This is a genomic window from Paenibacillus sp. 05T425, from assembly GCF_056396205.1.
In genome coordinates, this window is the sequence record NZ_JBFTLA010000012.1 from 179920 (window position 1) to 194132 (window position 14213).

General features: G+C 38.6%; 16 protein-coding genes. 12 read left to right on the forward strand and 4 right to left on the reverse strand.

Features of this window, described 5'->3' with window-relative positions; genetic code table 11:
* Window positions 1-16 precede the first annotated feature (16 nt).
* From AC1DF0_RS25090 to AC1DF0_RS25120, 7 genes are all read left to right on the forward strand, one after another.
* Complete coding sequence (locus AC1DF0_RS25090; RefSeq protein WP_477575870.1) at window positions 17-661, forward strand: restriction endonuclease; 645 nt, start codon at window positions 17-19, stop codon at window positions 659-661.
* Window positions 662-675: 14 nt separating this feature from the next.
* On the forward strand, window positions 676-1629 hold the full coding sequence (locus AC1DF0_RS25095) for a hypothetical protein (RefSeq protein ID WP_477575872.1): 954 nt from the start codon (window positions 676-678) through the stop codon (window positions 1627-1629).
* Window positions 1619-2164, forward strand: a complete 546-nt coding sequence (locus AC1DF0_RS25100) for a hypothetical protein (protein WP_477575874.1) — start codon at window positions 1619-1621, stop codon at window positions 2162-2164. The genes AC1DF0_RS25095 and AC1DF0_RS25100 overlap by 11 nt, the downstream gene beginning before the upstream one ends.
* A 115-nt stretch (window positions 2165-2279) precedes the next feature.
* On the forward strand, window positions 2280-2543 hold the full coding sequence (locus AC1DF0_RS25105) for a hypothetical protein (protein WP_477575876.1): 264 nt from the start codon (window positions 2280-2282) through the stop codon (window positions 2541-2543).
* 237 nt (window positions 2544-2780) lie between these two features.
* Window positions 2781-3932: a DNA cytosine methyltransferase gene (locus tag AC1DF0_RS25110; RefSeq protein ID WP_477575878.1), complete on the forward strand. Its 1152-nt coding sequence runs from the start codon at window positions 2781-2783 to the stop codon at window positions 3930-3932.
* On the forward strand, window positions 3910-4998 hold the full coding sequence (locus tag AC1DF0_RS25115; protein ID WP_477575880.1) for a restriction endonuclease: 1089 nt from the start codon (window positions 3910-3912) through the stop codon (window positions 4996-4998). The genes AC1DF0_RS25110 and AC1DF0_RS25115 overlap by 23 nt, the downstream gene beginning before the upstream one ends.
* Window positions 4999-5002: 4 nt before the next feature.
* Window positions 5003-5842 (forward strand): hypothetical protein, encoded by an 840-nt coding sequence (locus tag AC1DF0_RS25120; protein ID WP_477575882.1) that lies wholly within the window; start codon window positions 5003-5005, stop codon window positions 5840-5842.
* Between the two features lie 347 nt (window positions 5843-6189).
* Here AC1DF0_RS25120 and AC1DF0_RS25125 read toward each other — a convergent pair whose 3' ends face one another.
* Window positions 6190-6483, reverse strand: a complete 294-nt coding sequence (locus AC1DF0_RS25125) for a hypothetical protein (protein WP_477575884.1) — start codon at window positions 6481-6483, stop codon at window positions 6190-6192.
* A gap of 97 nt (window positions 6484-6580) precedes the next feature.
* Here AC1DF0_RS25125 and AC1DF0_RS25130 point away from each other — a divergent pair, with 97 nt between their 5' ends.
* A complete protein-coding gene (locus tag AC1DF0_RS25130) occupies window positions 6581-7246 on the forward strand; it encodes a hypothetical protein (protein ID WP_477575886.1) in 666 nt (221 codons plus the stop codon).
* Between the two features lie 10 nt (window positions 7247-7256).
* Window positions 7257-7868 carry a hypothetical protein gene (locus tag AC1DF0_RS25135; RefSeq protein WP_477575888.1) on the forward strand — a complete coding sequence of 204 codons (612 nt, stop codon included), beginning with the start codon at window positions 7257-7259 and terminating at the stop codon, window positions 7866-7868.
* Window positions 7869-8518: 650 nt separating this feature from the next.
* Here AC1DF0_RS25135 and AC1DF0_RS25140 read toward each other — a convergent pair.
* Genes AC1DF0_RS25140 through AC1DF0_RS25150 form a run of 3 tightly spaced genes read right to left on the reverse strand, consistent with a single transcriptional unit; the run spans window position 8519 to window position 10295 of the window.
* Window positions 8519-8713, reverse strand: a complete 195-nt coding sequence (locus AC1DF0_RS25140) for a hypothetical protein (RefSeq protein WP_477575890.1) — start codon at window positions 8711-8713, stop codon at window positions 8519-8521.
* Window positions 8714-8731: 18 nt separating this feature from the next.
* A complete protein-coding gene (locus AC1DF0_RS25145) occupies window positions 8732-9811 on the reverse strand; it encodes a serine/threonine-protein kinase (RefSeq protein ID WP_477575892.1) in 1080 nt (359 codons plus the stop codon).
* 1 nt (window position 9812) lies between these two features.
* Entirely contained in the window at window positions 9813-10295 is a 483-nt protein-coding gene (locus tag AC1DF0_RS25150) for a hypothetical protein (RefSeq protein WP_477575893.1), read from the reverse strand.
* A 585-nt stretch (window positions 10296-10880) separates the two neighbouring features.
* On the opposite strand from AC1DF0_RS25150, the gene AC1DF0_RS25155 reads away from it, so the two are divergent.
* Genes AC1DF0_RS25155 through AC1DF0_RS25165 form a run of 3 tightly spaced genes read left to right on the forward strand, consistent with a single transcriptional unit; the run spans window position 10881 to window position 14153 of the window.
* A complete protein-coding gene (locus tag AC1DF0_RS25155; protein WP_477575894.1) occupies window positions 10881-12110 on the forward strand; it encodes a M24 family metallopeptidase in 1230 nt (409 codons plus the stop codon).
* A gap of 17 nt (window positions 12111-12127) precedes the next feature.
* The gene (locus AC1DF0_RS25160; protein WP_477575895.1) at window positions 12128-12607 is read left to right on the forward strand and encodes a PH domain-containing protein; all 480 of its coding nucleotides are present in this window, start codon (window positions 12128-12130) and stop codon (window positions 12605-12607) included.
* Window positions 12600-14153, forward strand: coding sequence for a PH domain-containing protein (locus AC1DF0_RS25165; protein ID WP_477575897.1), 1554 nt, complete (start codon window positions 12600-12602; stop codon window positions 14151-14153). Before AC1DF0_RS25160 ends, AC1DF0_RS25165 begins: the two co-directional genes overlap by 8 nt.
* Window positions 14154-14213 lie beyond the last annotated feature (60 nt).

The window sequence follows — 14213 nt, forward strand, 5'->3', positions numbered from 1 at the left end:
GCTAATGGAGGGCATTATGTCAGTAAAAGATGTAACGTATGTAACAAGGTGTTTAATGATTATAGGTAGCTTTTGCTACCTTCTCATTCCAGAAAAGAACTATATGATTTTTATGACTTTGCTTGTTGCCTGTGCATTTGTTCCTGAAATTATAGGTATATGTTTTGGGGAGAAAAAAGTTAAGGGCAGAATAGCCACTAAGGATAAACAATCAAAAAAAACAAAATTAACCGATGTACCAGAACAATTAAAACCCAAATTAGCAGACCATGAACTGTTGCAAGCTGATGTCGATACTTTATCTGGAACTGACTTTGAAAGATTAATTGCTCTTTATTACCGAGACCAGGGATATCAGGTTCAGATGGTCGGGGGTTCAGGAGATAATGAAGTGGATTTAATCTTAAATGGCAAGGAGGGTTACAAAATCGCTGTACAATGTAAGCGTTGGAAAAAGAATGTAGGGAATGACATTGTACTACGTTTGAAGGCTGGAAAACAGGTTCATGGGTGTTTAGATGCTTTGATAATTACAACAAGTTATTTTACCAAAGATGCAATTGCTGCAGCTGAGAAGTTAAATATTACGTTGATTAATGGTATTACGATTGCGAGTAAACTGAACTCCTGGAAGAAGAAAAAGTATTATATTAGAAATTAAAGGCGGTTGGTAGTGTGGACAATGATTTTTATACTGGAATGTTACCTATAATAGTAGTAATTACATTAATGCTGCTGTTTCTTCTTAGAAATCTCCCTGTTATGGATAAGAAATTATTTAGTAAGCTTATTTTATGGACGTTCTTTTCCTCATTGGCGTTTATAGTTGTTTTCGGATTTTTCTTCTTTATGATGTTCGTTGCAGATTTGAATACTGCAATAGAATCAAAAATAGATGGACAGAGGGTTTTAACTAACTTTGAACATTTTGAAGGACTGATTTTTGATGCGGACAATCCAGGCAATACATATTTTCAATTGTTTTTTTTAAGTGCAACGAGCTATTTGGGGTTGGGATATTCAGTAAGTCTTGTTGGTCCTATTCAAATAGCTATTATTATTGAAAGATTTTTAGGATTAGCCCTACCATTAATGTTTGTTGTTTTGATATTTCAGCATCATACCAAAATTAGACGAGATGGACAGGACACGTTGTTTATTTACTTAAATAGAGGGTGGCAGATATTAAGAGTAAAACAATCAAAAACTTTGAAGCTTCAAGAAGTTGAGTTAGTAAGCCCCAATGCTGATAGGATGACGGAGTTGTTATTTGTAAGCAAAAATCCAGATGTTGATGATGCAATAAAACATTTTAAAATCAAATGGAAGAATGCAGACATTGCTATGGTTCCATTCTTTATGAAGTTACTTTCCGATGAACTTAGAGGAAAAGATAATGAACTTGCGTTTAAAGCCTTAGAATTTAGTCTTATTTGGGATAAAATTGATGTGGAACAGTATTCAACTCTATACTCTTATTTAGAAGAAGTCCAAGGAAATATAAGTCTAGATTCTGATATTTCCTATTCAGACATAATTTCTATACAAAAGATATTAGAGAAAAATATGCCTCAAATAGAGAATGACTTAATAAATACAATTGTTGAGGTATCAGACGATGATAAATAACCCTCATAAGTATGATACACTTGACAGACTCGCATCGTTAGCAGAAAAAGTATTACTTAATTATACTAGAACAAAATTTACTTTGTTTTTCTTAAACTCTCCAATAGTAATAAGTTGTTTATTAGCCTTTGTTTCCATACTACAGCTCAAAATAGTATTTGGAAAATACACAACTGTACTTTCATTGGCTTCTATTTTTTTAGCTTTAATTGCTATTTTCTTAGATTTACGTAGTAATACAAGAATTCAATACAAACAAACGCTGAAAATTCTAGATAAATTGATGAGTCAGTTGCATACTCTGTATCGAACAATTGAGAGAAGTGGAGAAGAAACAGATTACTTAACCTATGAAGGAGTAATTGAGTTGCATGAAAAGAATGTATCTGAGATTATCAATGACCTCAGTTTTCAGTTGAAAACAGCTAAATGTGCCAGAAGAAAAATGAAAAAAACAGTAGAATACAATTGGATTGCAGAAGCAAAATCGTATAATTTAGCTTTTAGAGAGGAATCAAAAAGACAATTGACGTAGACTTTTGCTCCTTGGTATATTATTATCAAAATTATACGTAACGGAAGCACCGTTGAACAAAGCATGTAGAATATGCTTTGTTCAACGGTGCTTTTTGCGTTAAGGAGGAGTTAATATGAAAAGAAAGAAGAGACTGATGCGCCTTATACATGATGAGCAATTTCAGAACTGTATCAACTCTGGTTCAACTGTACAAGCACATATCAATGGGGAGTTAGTAATGGAGGGAATAATATCATCATTTAGTGAGTATGCCATTTTATTTGGCAATGAGGTTTATTTTAGAGAACATTTTTCATTTTTCACTTTACAGAACTACTTTAAAATTAATAATGATTCTCCATTAATTCGATTTAACGAGGAGTATGTGTTTGAGTAGTTCATATCTATAATGAAAGTTTAAATACGGTAGTTTAAGAACAATTATTTAAAGGGTTCAAAGAAAAAAGCTGCTTCAAGTGAAAGCAGCTTCAAAGTAGTAGCGTTGACTGGTTTCGACTGGTCAACGCTTATTTATTTTGTTATGATTAAATGTCTAGGAAGCAGGAAAATACGAACTAAATGGCGAACATTAATTCGTTATGTCGAAATTTGATTTGAGGTAGGGTAAACAACCATGAATAATGCACCAACTATTTTTTCATTTTTTTCTGGCGCGGGTTTTTTGGATTTAGGCTTTGAAAAAACTGGATTTAATGTCGCGTTCGTAAACGAGTATCATCGCCCTTTTATGGAGACATATATGCATTCACGCAGAGTCATGGGTATTCCAGAACCAGAGTATGGATATCATTTACGTGACATTACTGAGTTCGAACAAGAGGCTGAAAGCGAGACCCTTTCAAGACTTATTAATAAAACAAAAAATGAAAAAAAACTAGTTGGATTCATTGGCGGTCCTCCTTGTCCTGATTTCTCTGTTGCTGGAAAGAATAGAGGACATGAAGGAGAAAACGGCAAGTTATCTGCTACATATGTAGATTTAATTTGTGAGCAAAAGCCTGATTTCTTTTTGTTTGAGAATGTAAAAGGGCTTTGGAGAACTACCAAGCATCGTGCATTTTATGAAAAGATGAAAACGAAATTGCATGGATGTGGGTATTTGACTACTGAACGTTTGATTAATTCAATTGAATATGGTGCGCCACAGCAACGTGAACGTATCATATTAATAGGCTTCCAAGAAAGCGTATTGAAAAATCTAGGGATTGGGCTTGAAGAAAATCAATCACTGACAGACATTTTCCCTTGGGAAGAGCATTTGAAATATCGTATTGAAGATATTAACGCAATGCCATGGTCTGGAATGGAAACATTTGTTGAAGATGGAGAACGTGAAAAACCAGAAGGCATTAGTGAAGATTTGACTGTTGATTATTGGTTCAAGAAAAATGATGTAGAGAATCACCCCAATGCTCATCAATATTTTACACCTAGAGCAGGACTGGCGAAATTCTTAGTCATTCCTGAGGGTGATGACTCTAAAAAGTCTTACAAGCGTCTGCATCGATGGAGACCATCCCCAACAGTAGCGTATGGAAATAATGAAGTTCACTTACACCCATATAAAGCTCGTCGTTTATCAGTTGCTGAAGCATTAGCATTGCAGAGCTTACCAAAGGAATATGAACTACCTCCAAACATCACGTTATCAAACGCATTCAAGACAGTGGGGAATGGTGTTCCTTTTGAAGCATCAAAAGGAATTGCTGAAACTATTCTAGACTTTTTGAAGGTGGAACAGAATGAGCAAACTAACCGCAGCTAATCTTGTCCATGAAATTGGATTATTGCCAAAAGGTAATATTTATAATTACGTCCATAGCAAAACTCCAACATTAATAAAAATTGTTAATGTAATCAAGCCAGAAGGACCTATTGTTATTCAAAGAATTCGTCCTAATAAAGGTGAGACGTGGAATAATGCTAAAGAAGAATCGATTTCTACACAAATGATTTGGAGACTTGCTAATGCGCTTTCTCCAAATCATCCAGTTAATGTAGATAGAATCTTTGGTGGCAGCTACAATACTCGTTCCGTTCTGGAAGCTTTGCTTGCTCATACGCCTCAATTTTACTATTGCTATCCAGGTCGTATTGAGAGCATCAGTTCTAATACAAAAATAAAGCCAGGTCATAAACATTTGATGTGGTGTCCAGAAAATCCCCATGCTCCAAATGTTATGGTTAAAGCAGAAGTGGATATGGTCATCTCAGAAGTACCCAATACAGAGATTGTTTATGATTCGTTGGTATTGCCAGATGAATTTCAAACACCTGAATTGGACATTGAAATGAAACGCAGGCATAGCCAAATGCAAGTTGCACTCATTGAAATTGGACAGCATCTAGGATTTAAAACTTGGGTTGCCCAAAACGATAAAGGCATTGTTTATAAAAATCAAAAAATTGGTGAGATGGAAGGAGTCATTGGTTCACTGAAGAAAGAAGAGAATATAATGGCTTCATTTCATGAGGCACAAAAAGCGGCATTGCTCATCGATTGCATTTGGTTTAAAAATGGGAAACTAATGCCAGCTGTTATGGAGGTAGAGCATAGTACAGGTGTAACGAGTGGTTTGACTCGAATGAAGGGGCTTCAAGATGCGTTACCGCCATTTCCAACTCGTTACGTTATTATTGCGCCAGATGAAGATAGAGAAAAAGTATTTAGAGAAGCATCGCGTCCACAATTCCAATCGTTGAACGCTAGATTCTTCTCATACAGTGCGGTAGAAGAGATGTATGCTTTGTTTAAGAGGCGAAAAATTAAAGGAATCACAGAAGAGTTCTTGGATAGCTATATGGAGCCAGTATTGGCTCAACTGGCATAATTTTATGAAGTTAAGACCGGATGAGCCATGTCCATGTGGTAGCGATTTCTTACTAAAAGAATGTTGTTTGCCTGACGAGTCGCCAGTAACTGAAAGAAATCAAGGTTATTCTCAAATAAACTTGAATTCAAGTTTAGAAGATGAGTGTGGTAATCTAGTTGTCCCGTTGTTTGGTATGAAAACGAAATTTGAGATGAGAAAACCACAGCAGCTTTCTAATCAAATATTGATTCTCATGAATTCAATAATTCCACGTATTAATGAAACCAACATGATTTCTAATGAAACGGCAAAGTACTTACATGATATTGATGATGCTCTTCATGCTTGTCATTATCATAAGAGGCAATTTCTTTATAGGTTAAGATTACTTTTTCAAGAAGAAGTATTAATGCATCGTCCAGTTAGAGGAAATGTCATTGTTGAACTGGACGATTTACCATTAAGGTATGAATTTGAAGCGTTTGTGACTCGAATTAGAGTGACATTAGATGTTTTGGCAAAATTCATATCATCTGTAATTGGTAAAAAGAATATCAATACCAATGGTGATATGTTTAGATTCATAAAAAATCCTCAACATCAAAAAATCTACTCAGAGCTTTGTCATATTTATCTTAATAATGAAAATTGGATAACTGACCTTAGAAAGATGCGGGATGCTGTTCAGCATGATGGGGTATTACCAGGATTTAAATCATTTGAATATGAAAAAGGTTTGGTAAGTAATCCAACCATTGAGGGACTCTCTGCAAATCATGTCTGCTTTAAATATTGGAAACTGCTGTTGGGTATGATTGATGATATATTTAAATGCTTATTCAAATCCGAGGAGGGACATTGAATGTTTAACTGTTCCTGTGGTGGGCTAATGCTTGTAATAGAAATTGAAACATATCCATCAAGCTTATCATCATCAGACAAATTAGAGTATGAGCGTAAATGTACAGTTGAATGTCAAAAGTGTCATACTGTATTAAAAGGTCAGAAATATGACTGAAATATTTTGGTGAAATAATAAGCTAAGTCCACGTGTTGGTGAGACTTAGCTTTTTTATATGGCTTTACAAAAATTCATTGTCGTTGTGATAAATTCAATCAAGCTATTGATGACATGGTTAAAGTCAAATTTAATGTCGTGTTCCCATATCCGTAGGATACTCCAATTTTTCTCTTTGTAATATTGAGTTGTTACAGCATCTCTTTGCTTATTGCGTTCGAATTTTGCAATCCAATAGTCTGAATTTGATTTTGGGACGTGTCCATGTATTTCACATGAAAGCCAAAAGCAGCTGTCAAAAAAGATGACGATTTTATATTTTTTATTGCAATGTCAGGCTTGCCCTTTAAATTATGAACATTCCTCCTGAAACGAATTCCACGGTTCCACAGTTCTTTTGTAAACTTATCTTCAATTTTAGTTCTTTTTGAACGAATAACGCTCATATTACGGCTTCTTGCTTGTGGAGAAATTTTATCTGTCATCAGTCTCACCTCCATTATAATACCTTGACCTAAAAGCAACGATTGATATTCAAAATTTGTTATAATAGTCAAATACGTTGTGAAAGAGGTGTAGTTATTGAAAGACCTACTCATAATAGAGCAATCAATTTCTGATGGTATGAGAGAGCAGTATAATTGCTTACTTAACGCTGGTGAGCAAATTGAAAAATTCATTCAGATGAACAAGGAACTTGTTATTAAAGAAAAGTTGATATCTAAGGCTCTCGTAACAAGAATGTTCTATGCGAACCGAGATAGCCGAGAGTATAATGATAAAATTCTTCGAGATAAGAAACCATCACTCTCTGATTTCTTTACTGAATCTGTTGGTCTGTATACGTCTTCATTTCTTAAAAATGTTGAAGGTTTTCAATTAGGTATGGAGAAAGTTTTTCGAAAAAAACGACCTGATATATTGATTATGAAAAATGGTAAAGTTGAGTATGTATTAGAAATGAAAATCGATATGGGTTATAGTCGTAATGAGTGGCAGGAAATTTATAATAAAAAGGTGGATGCATTTGGTTTACTTCCTGAGAGAGTATGCCTTATTGTATTGTCTTCATCAAACTGGTCTGGATTTGAGAAAGACAAGCCCTTAAATTGGGTTTCGCTTTCTAAAAAGCATCCTAATGATGCGAAGAAGTTTCCTCTTTACCATTATGGAAATGATTTGGAGTTAAATGATTTTGACGATTTTATTGAGCCACTACTACAAAGTATTGAAGAAACAATAAGATAGGATGATGTTAATGATAAATGTTCCAGTTGAGCATAAAGAGCGCTTAAATTACGTGCTTAATTTAGCTTGGAGTATTTTTATTAATAGGCTTTCGCTTGGTCGCATCAAAGTGAACAAAGAATCGTCCATGCAGCTCCATTTTGCATCATTGATTAACAGTTTGGGTGAATTAATGTGCTTAGACAAAGAAGATTTTTTTACGGTTGAATTGGAGCATTCTTATCAGTCCAAGAACGTAGATATTGTTTGTTATTACAACGATTTCAAAGCAGCTGTTGAACTGAAATGCTTCAAAAAATCATCGAATCGTGCAACAGATAATGATATGTATGATGTGCTAAAAGACATTGAAAGGCTTTTAGATTTTGAAGATTTTGTAGTGAAAAGATTTTTATGCTTAACTGATAATCCTTATTATATGAATGGACAACATACTGGTCATGCTGATTGTGTGAGTATCAGTCATGGTACTTTGTACATTAATGAAAATCCCATTATTCCAAGTTGGGCTGGTAAATGGAAAGATAAAAGTAGAGACAGAACATTACATTTTAAGAAGGACGTGGGGTTCGAATGGTTTCAAGAAAAGGAATGGTACTACTTGAATATGATGCTAGACTAGAGCATTAATAATAAATATGTTTAGTCTAAACACTCGGTCCATTTGGGCATAACGAGTGTTTATTTAATTTGACTATTCAAAAGTGTTTATCGAGTACTTTAGTGATAAGCCTGACACTGTTATTAACAGGATAGATAAGATTAACAACAAAAAGTAGTACATGGAGGGATAGATTGAAGCAGAACAGGAAATCAAAGCAACTATTCATCCATATTAACACTGATGATTACAATTGATTTTGATATTTAAAATACTCGTTAGTGAGGTTTGTATAGATTCATACGTTAGAAAATGAATTGATACAATTAAATGTGTGGTTTATGTATGGTTACATTTCATTTTATATGAGTTGATGTAGTTCATTAATATGATGAGCAACATCAGTTAAGCTTATGTTCCATCAATTGGAGTTTGAGCATTTTATGTATCGTCGAAAGCACTTACTATCCATTGCTGAGCTTTGACTGTGTAAATTTAAATTAGTGAAAGCCAATTCCCGATGGGTGTTGGTTCTTTTATGGATTTTAATGAATCCTCGCTGATTGGGTTAAACAAAAAAGAAAAGCCTCCCAATTGGAGACCCTTCGATAATTAAAGATAGGTAGCGATTTCACTCGCTTTAAGTAAGTATTGTATTTACCGAATGAAATTTATTTTGATTTAAATCTTTTTAATGGGTCGATGGGTATTATCTCTATGTACCCATTGTTTAAATCTTTATAAGTGGAGTTATTTCTTAAATCAATAGCACCACTTTCAACTAAGCGTTTATATTTAGTTTCTTTGGGGAAGGGATTCCCCAATTGTCCACGTGTTGTTGGAGGTTTGTGGGTAGTTCGTGACATTTTGGTATCCCTCCCTTATTAGTTTTTACTGATGATTCTTTGGATTTTCTTCCACACATCATCTTTAGATTTTGCCTCAAAACTCCAATCTTTGATGCGAGTTGTTTTGTTACTTGCCTTCATTGTCTTCTTACCTTCAACAACCCATTTTTGTTGGTTTTGAGTTAGCTCTAATTGTTTTAAACTTGTTTCTTCAATAAGTGTCCAAACGTTTGTTCCCTTATCGGTATTGTAGTACCAATTTAAGCTTTTGTCAATTTCGGACAGGTCATTCATTATTTCTATTACATTGTCATATCGCTTAGTTTCGTCAACTTCTAGCGCTGTATTAACTATTTTACGCAAAGCTGACGGGATGTGTGGCAAATAAGTTTGACGATTTGGAAACTTTCCATCAAGAATTAAGTCCCTTGCATCTTCAATAGGAATATTGAAGATGTCGTGAGTTCCGTAAAACATTTCATCTCCGTTACACATGCGATATAACGTTAGTCCGACTTGATAAATATCGGCATGTACGGTCATTGACGTTGAAAAAAACCGTTCTGGAGGAATATGACTGCGATACATTTTCTTCTGTTCAGCTACTCCATGCATATTGATGTGTTTTGCTAAACCGAAGTCAGTTAGAATAGCCGTATCTGATTGTGTAAGCAATACGTTGGAGGGTTTGATATCAAAGTGTGCTAACCTCTTGGTGTGAACGTAGTGCAACCCAGTTAAAAAGTCTAATGCATATCGAATAATTTCTTTAACGGACAGAAAGCGATTATCAATAATGGATTGAATTGAACCATTTTCTAAATATGGCATTGAAAAATAAACATGGTCATTATCCTGAGATGCATAATGAATCTCCATTACATGTGGATGCTTAGATTCATATAGTAGTCGTGCCTCTTCAAAATACTCATCAGGATTTTTAATATCACTTTTTTTAACTTGTTTAACGATGATATTTGCATCTAATTGAAGGTCCTTGGCCAGATATACTTCTGAATTTTTGCCTTCATCTTCTCCAATACGTTTGATTTTTTCAAACTTAATCGATGAATCGATGAAAGTAGGCAATATAGGAGCTTTTGGTGCTTTTGGCATTTTAGTCACCTTTCCCAACTGACAAAGCTGCAATTGCAGTAATTAAACCTTCACGTTGTTCTTTGTCCTTAATTGTATTCCAATCGGGGATATCAAGAATATCGTTTTTCTTATCAATGAAGTCTTTTACCGCTGTTGAAGTGTAGCCTAAATGCATTCCAAAAGTGGATAATCTCCCTAGATAATATTTTTTTACTTCTGAATAGGCTAACATTTCTTGCAGAACTCCTTCTAAGTTCATTCTGAACATGTCTTTCGTTGGTGAGTTACCTTCTAATACTCGGATTCCTGCATATTCAACGTTATATTCTTTTAATATTGATAGGAAATTTGTTCGGATATAAGACAAGGAACGGGGGATATCAAGTGCTATTGGGATAACTAGTGAATCATTGCTGATGATATCAAAGTCATCAATGTCTTTGCCATCAACGATACTGTAGTAAACTTTTTTAGGTGTTGCTCTTATTCCAATTGTAATCATTCAGTAGTCCTCCGTATGTAATATCATGGTTTTAATTAGTCTAGTCTTTCAGTCGTGGATTGTCTAGAGTTTGGAAAATTTGGGGGAGGGTCTAACAGTTTCTTTCCTATTTATTTCTATCTATTTATTTAATCCCAATAGAAGCAAATAGGTTGGGATAAATTATGTATAAACGAGTGGTAGAGGAGAATTTGATTAAATCTCATAGTTATCCCCATATAAAAATTCCAAAGCTTGCGCTTAGCCAGTCGCAAAGGCGTATCATCCATGCGGAAATTCGTGACACTCCGGCAGTATGACGACGTTCCACGCAGGTTGTCTTGAGGATGTCCCGGAGGCGATTACAGATATGTGCATGCTGGATGGACGCGGGATGCGGTGCTGCGAGCGATGCTCGCAAATCTGCGGATGAAGGGCTATTAGCAGCAACTTGTACACGATATTGTTCCTTTCCTCGAACTATCTTTAGATACTCCTGGAATGGTATATAAATGGGGCCGCTGAGCTCTTAGCAGGTTGACGCAAAATTGGAAAATTGGTCTAATAAGGGGAGGGAATTCGAGTTAGGAGCTGAATACGGAACGTATGAACAACTTACATATAGCCATGGATATTCCAGCCGAGCTGGTGCAGGAGCGAATTAGAAAGCTGCAATTAGCCATGCAAGCAAGACATATAGATGCTTATCTGGTTACGCAAAACGTTGATATTTATTATTTGAGCGGCTCGATGCAGAACGGTTACTTATTTGTTCCGGTTCACGGCGAGCCGTCCTTCTATGTGAAGCGCAGCTTATGGAGGGCAGGGCAGGAGACGCCGCTGCGCGTGCGGGAGCTGGGCAGCTTCAAGCAGCTGAGGGCTACTATCGAGAAGGATTATCCTGAGCTGTTAGGCGCCGACCAACTGCCAAAGATTGCTTGTGATCTTGACGTGCTGCCCGCTCAAACTTATTTAAAGCTAGCCGAGCTGCTAGGAGTGCCGAATCGTTGCCGTCTGATCGATGGCTCGGGGATCATTCGTACGCTCCGAATGATCAAGTCGCCTTGGGAGATTAGCCGCATTGAGCAGGCAGCTTTAGCCGTATCCGAATCGCTGGAGGAAGCGCTCGGCGAGCTGAGGGAAGGCGTAATGGAGCTGGAATGGATGGCTTCGCTTGAATATAAGCTAAGGAAGCGCGGTCACATCGGGCTGATGAGAATGCGCGGCTATAATCAAGAGATTACGACCGGCATGGTTATTTCGGGGGCGGCAGCAGCTGTACCCTCTTACTTCGACGGTCCTGCCGGTGGCTTGGGACTTGGCGCTGCCTCTCCGCAAAGCGTGAGCCGGATGGCGGTTAACCGCAATGAGCCAATACTTATCGATATTGGCTGCTGCATCGATGGTTATGTCATTGATCAGACGAGGACGGCAGTCATCGGACAACTGAGCGATCCGCTAATGAAGGCCTATGAATTGTCGGAGCAATTGCTGCTGGAAGCGGAGAAGAGTATGATTCCGGGAGCTATATGCTCGCAGTTATATGCTAATGCGCTTACTGGCGCAGAGACAGCGGGATTGGCCGATCATTTCATGGGTTATGGGGCTGATCGAGCTAAGTTTCTAGGTCATGGCATCGGTCTTGAGATCGACGAGTGGCCTGTACTAGCCAAAGGGTTCGATATACCGCTGCAAGAAGGTATGGTTATCGCCGTCGAGCCGAAGTTTACGTTGCCGGGGCTTGGCGTCGTCGGTGTAGAGAACAGCTATCTTGTAGAGTCGGAAGGAGCGAGGGCCTTGACGCGAACGCAGCTTGGGCTCATCGTACTTCCTTAAGAAGAAGGAGTCTTGCTATGAACAATGAACTGACAAAGCGGTTGCATCCCGACTACATCAAGGTGTACAGGATTAGCGAAATGATAACCAATGGCGTATTTTTGCTCATCATTATTACTTATTCGTTATTAGCGTTATGGAAGGACTGGACGTTTATTCCGGTATGGATAAGTATAGGGCTCTTGCTCTTATCGCTTGTTCTCTTTACATGGATTATACCGAAAGCGAAGTATGCGAGGTTTCAATATGAGTTGTTCGAGGATGAGCTGGAAATACGATCTGGGCTTATCTTCATAAGCAATGTGCTCGTTCCGATGGTGAGGGTGCAGCATGTGGAGCTGGAGAGCGGACCGCTTATGCGCAAGTTTGATCTCGCTGCTGTCTCGGTAGTGACGGCCGCGACAACGCATAAGATAAGCGGGCTGAAGCTGGAAGAAGCGCAGCAGCTTAAGCAGCGAATCGGCAAGCTGGCGAAGGTGGACGATCAGGATGAGTGAGATACAGCGCCGCAAGCTGCATCCCGTATATGTGTTTTTTGCGCTTGTGAATACGATCCAAGGCTTTATTCCGCTCCTCCTGATTGCTTTGGTTAAAGGGACGGCGTGGTCGGAGCTGGACTGGTATTGGTATGCGGGAGGCGGTTCTTTGGCCGCGTTATTGCTTGTGCTTGGATATTTGGAATGGCGCAAATTCGGATTTTGGGTGGAAGCGGATCGCATCATCATTCGTAAAGGTGTCTTCTTCCGTGATGAGAAGACGATCTATTTCACCCGCATTCATTCCGTTAACGTAGAGCAGCAGCTTGTGCATCGCTTGCTTCGCGTGGCACAGGTGAAGATCGAGACGCCTGGCGGCAATAAGAAGGCGGATGGGATATTGCCTGCCCTATCGGTTAGCGAAGCCAATCATATCCGGCTTGTGCTTCGCGGTCAGATACCTGCTGATGACACTGTTCTGCACCATCAAGAATTGGAGGCGGATGAAGTACGGCAACTGCCGCAAGGAGAGGAAGCTGTTCAGGCTTTATCTAACAAGCTTGCTGCCCAGAAACGGAACAGTACTCAGGTAGATCCAGAGACAGATCGCGACGACGCAGCGTTTCGTCTTGATGCAGTCAAGCTGCTGAAGGCGGCAGCGACATCGATGAACTTTGGTCTTGTTGCGGCATTTGCAGCGGGTCTGTATTCATTCGCAGATGATTTCGTTCAAGCGCTGCTGCCTGATCATTTCTTCGAAAATGTCGTCGAAGACTCGACGAGTCTAATGCCAGGTTACTTCTTAATCGGCGTTATCGTCCTACTGGGCATTGCTGCGGCCTGGGTGCTTTCCATTCTGCTCTACATATTGAAGTACAGCGGCTATACAGCTAGAAGAGTAGGCAAGGAAATATCGGTGTCCTATGGTTTGCTGGAGAAAAAGACTTTTTTATTCGATCCGAAGAAGGTGCAGGCGGTTATCGTGAAAGAAGGGCTGCTTCGCCAAGCTTTGGGCCATGCCGAGGTGAAACTTCAAATCGTATCCTCGGACAAAAACGAGCAATTGATGCTGCACCCTTACTTGTCGCGGGCAGAAATTCCGCTCCTGCTAGAAGCGTTCGTGCCGCAGATAAAGGACACTCCCAATGCGGCATATGCCGCTGCGCCTAAGCGCGCGCTTCTCTATTATGTAAGAAGCACACTGCTTATAACAATCGTGCTCTGTGCGGCAGCCATCGTATTGTTTAAAGCCGCTGCGCTTTGGTCGCTTATATTGCTACCTCTCGTACTGGGCTGGCGATATGCATGCTACAAGTCGGCAGGTCTTCTCCTGGAGAATGGGCAGCTCACGTTAAGACGAAGGTTTATCGGTAGGTCAACGTATTTGATCCGCCGTCCGCAGATCGTTGTGATGCGGATGAAGCGCTCGCGCAGTCAGATGCGCAAACAATTGCTTACGTTGTCCGTGCAGGCGATGGGAAGTCCATTCGATTACCGGGTAGCATGTTTGGAGCAGACTAAGGTGGAAGAAGCATGGCGTTGGTATAGTCGCAGGACATCCAAATAACAATATACGTATAACGAATAACTGCGAGGAAAAATAATCCTTCGCAGTTTTTTTCATGAC

What these genes read in the sequence shown, in the direction of transcription:
- AC1DF0_RS25100 (WP_477575874.1), top strand. Translation starts at nt 1,619, where the DNA reads ATGATAAATAACCCTCATAAGTATGATACACTTGACAGACTCGCATCG.
- AC1DF0_RS25160 (WP_477575895.1), top strand. Translation starts at nt 12,128, where the DNA reads ATGAACAATGAACTGACAAAGCGGTTGCATCCCGACTACATCAAGGTG.
- AC1DF0_RS25090 (WP_477575870.1), top strand. Translation starts at nt 17, where the DNA reads ATGTCAGTAAAAGATGTAACGTATGTAACAAGGTGTTTAATGATTATA.
- AC1DF0_RS25110 (WP_477575878.1), top strand. Translation starts at nt 2,781, where the DNA reads ATGAATAATGCACCAACTATTTTTTCATTTTTTTCTGGCGCGGGTTTT.
- AC1DF0_RS25140 (WP_477575890.1), bottom strand. Translation starts at nt 8,713, where the DNA reads ATGTCACGAACTACCCACAAACCTCCAACAACACGTGGACAATTGGGG.
- AC1DF0_RS25145 (WP_477575892.1), bottom strand. Translation starts at nt 9,811, where the DNA reads ATGCCAAAAGCACCAAAAGCTCCTATATTGCCTACTTTCATCGATTCA.
- AC1DF0_RS25125 (WP_477575884.1), bottom strand. Translation starts at nt 6,483, where the DNA reads ATGACAGATAAAATTTCTCCACAAGCAAGAAGCCGTAATATGAGCGTT.
- AC1DF0_RS25150 (WP_477575893.1), bottom strand. Translation starts at nt 10,295, where the DNA reads ATGATTACAATTGGAATAAGAGCAACACCTAAAAAAGTTTACTACAGT.
- AC1DF0_RS25115 (WP_477575880.1), top strand. Translation starts at nt 3,910, where the DNA reads ATGAGCAAACTAACCGCAGCTAATCTTGTCCATGAAATTGGATTATTG.
- AC1DF0_RS25165 (WP_477575897.1), top strand. Translation starts at nt 12,600, where the DNA reads ATGAGTGAGATACAGCGCCGCAAGCTGCATCCCGTATATGTGTTTTTT.
- AC1DF0_RS25120 (WP_477575882.1), top strand. Translation starts at nt 5,003, where the DNA reads ATGAAGTTAAGACCGGATGAGCCATGTCCATGTGGTAGCGATTTCTTA.
- AC1DF0_RS25105 (WP_477575876.1), top strand. Translation starts at nt 2,280, where the DNA reads ATGAAAAGAAAGAAGAGACTGATGCGCCTTATACATGATGAGCAATTT.
- AC1DF0_RS25135 (WP_477575888.1), top strand. Translation starts at nt 7,257, where the DNA reads ATGATAAATGTTCCAGTTGAGCATAAAGAGCGCTTAAATTACGTGCTT.
- AC1DF0_RS25155 (WP_477575894.1), top strand. Translation starts at nt 10,881, where the DNA reads ATGAACAACTTACATATAGCCATGGATATTCCAGCCGAGCTGGTGCAG.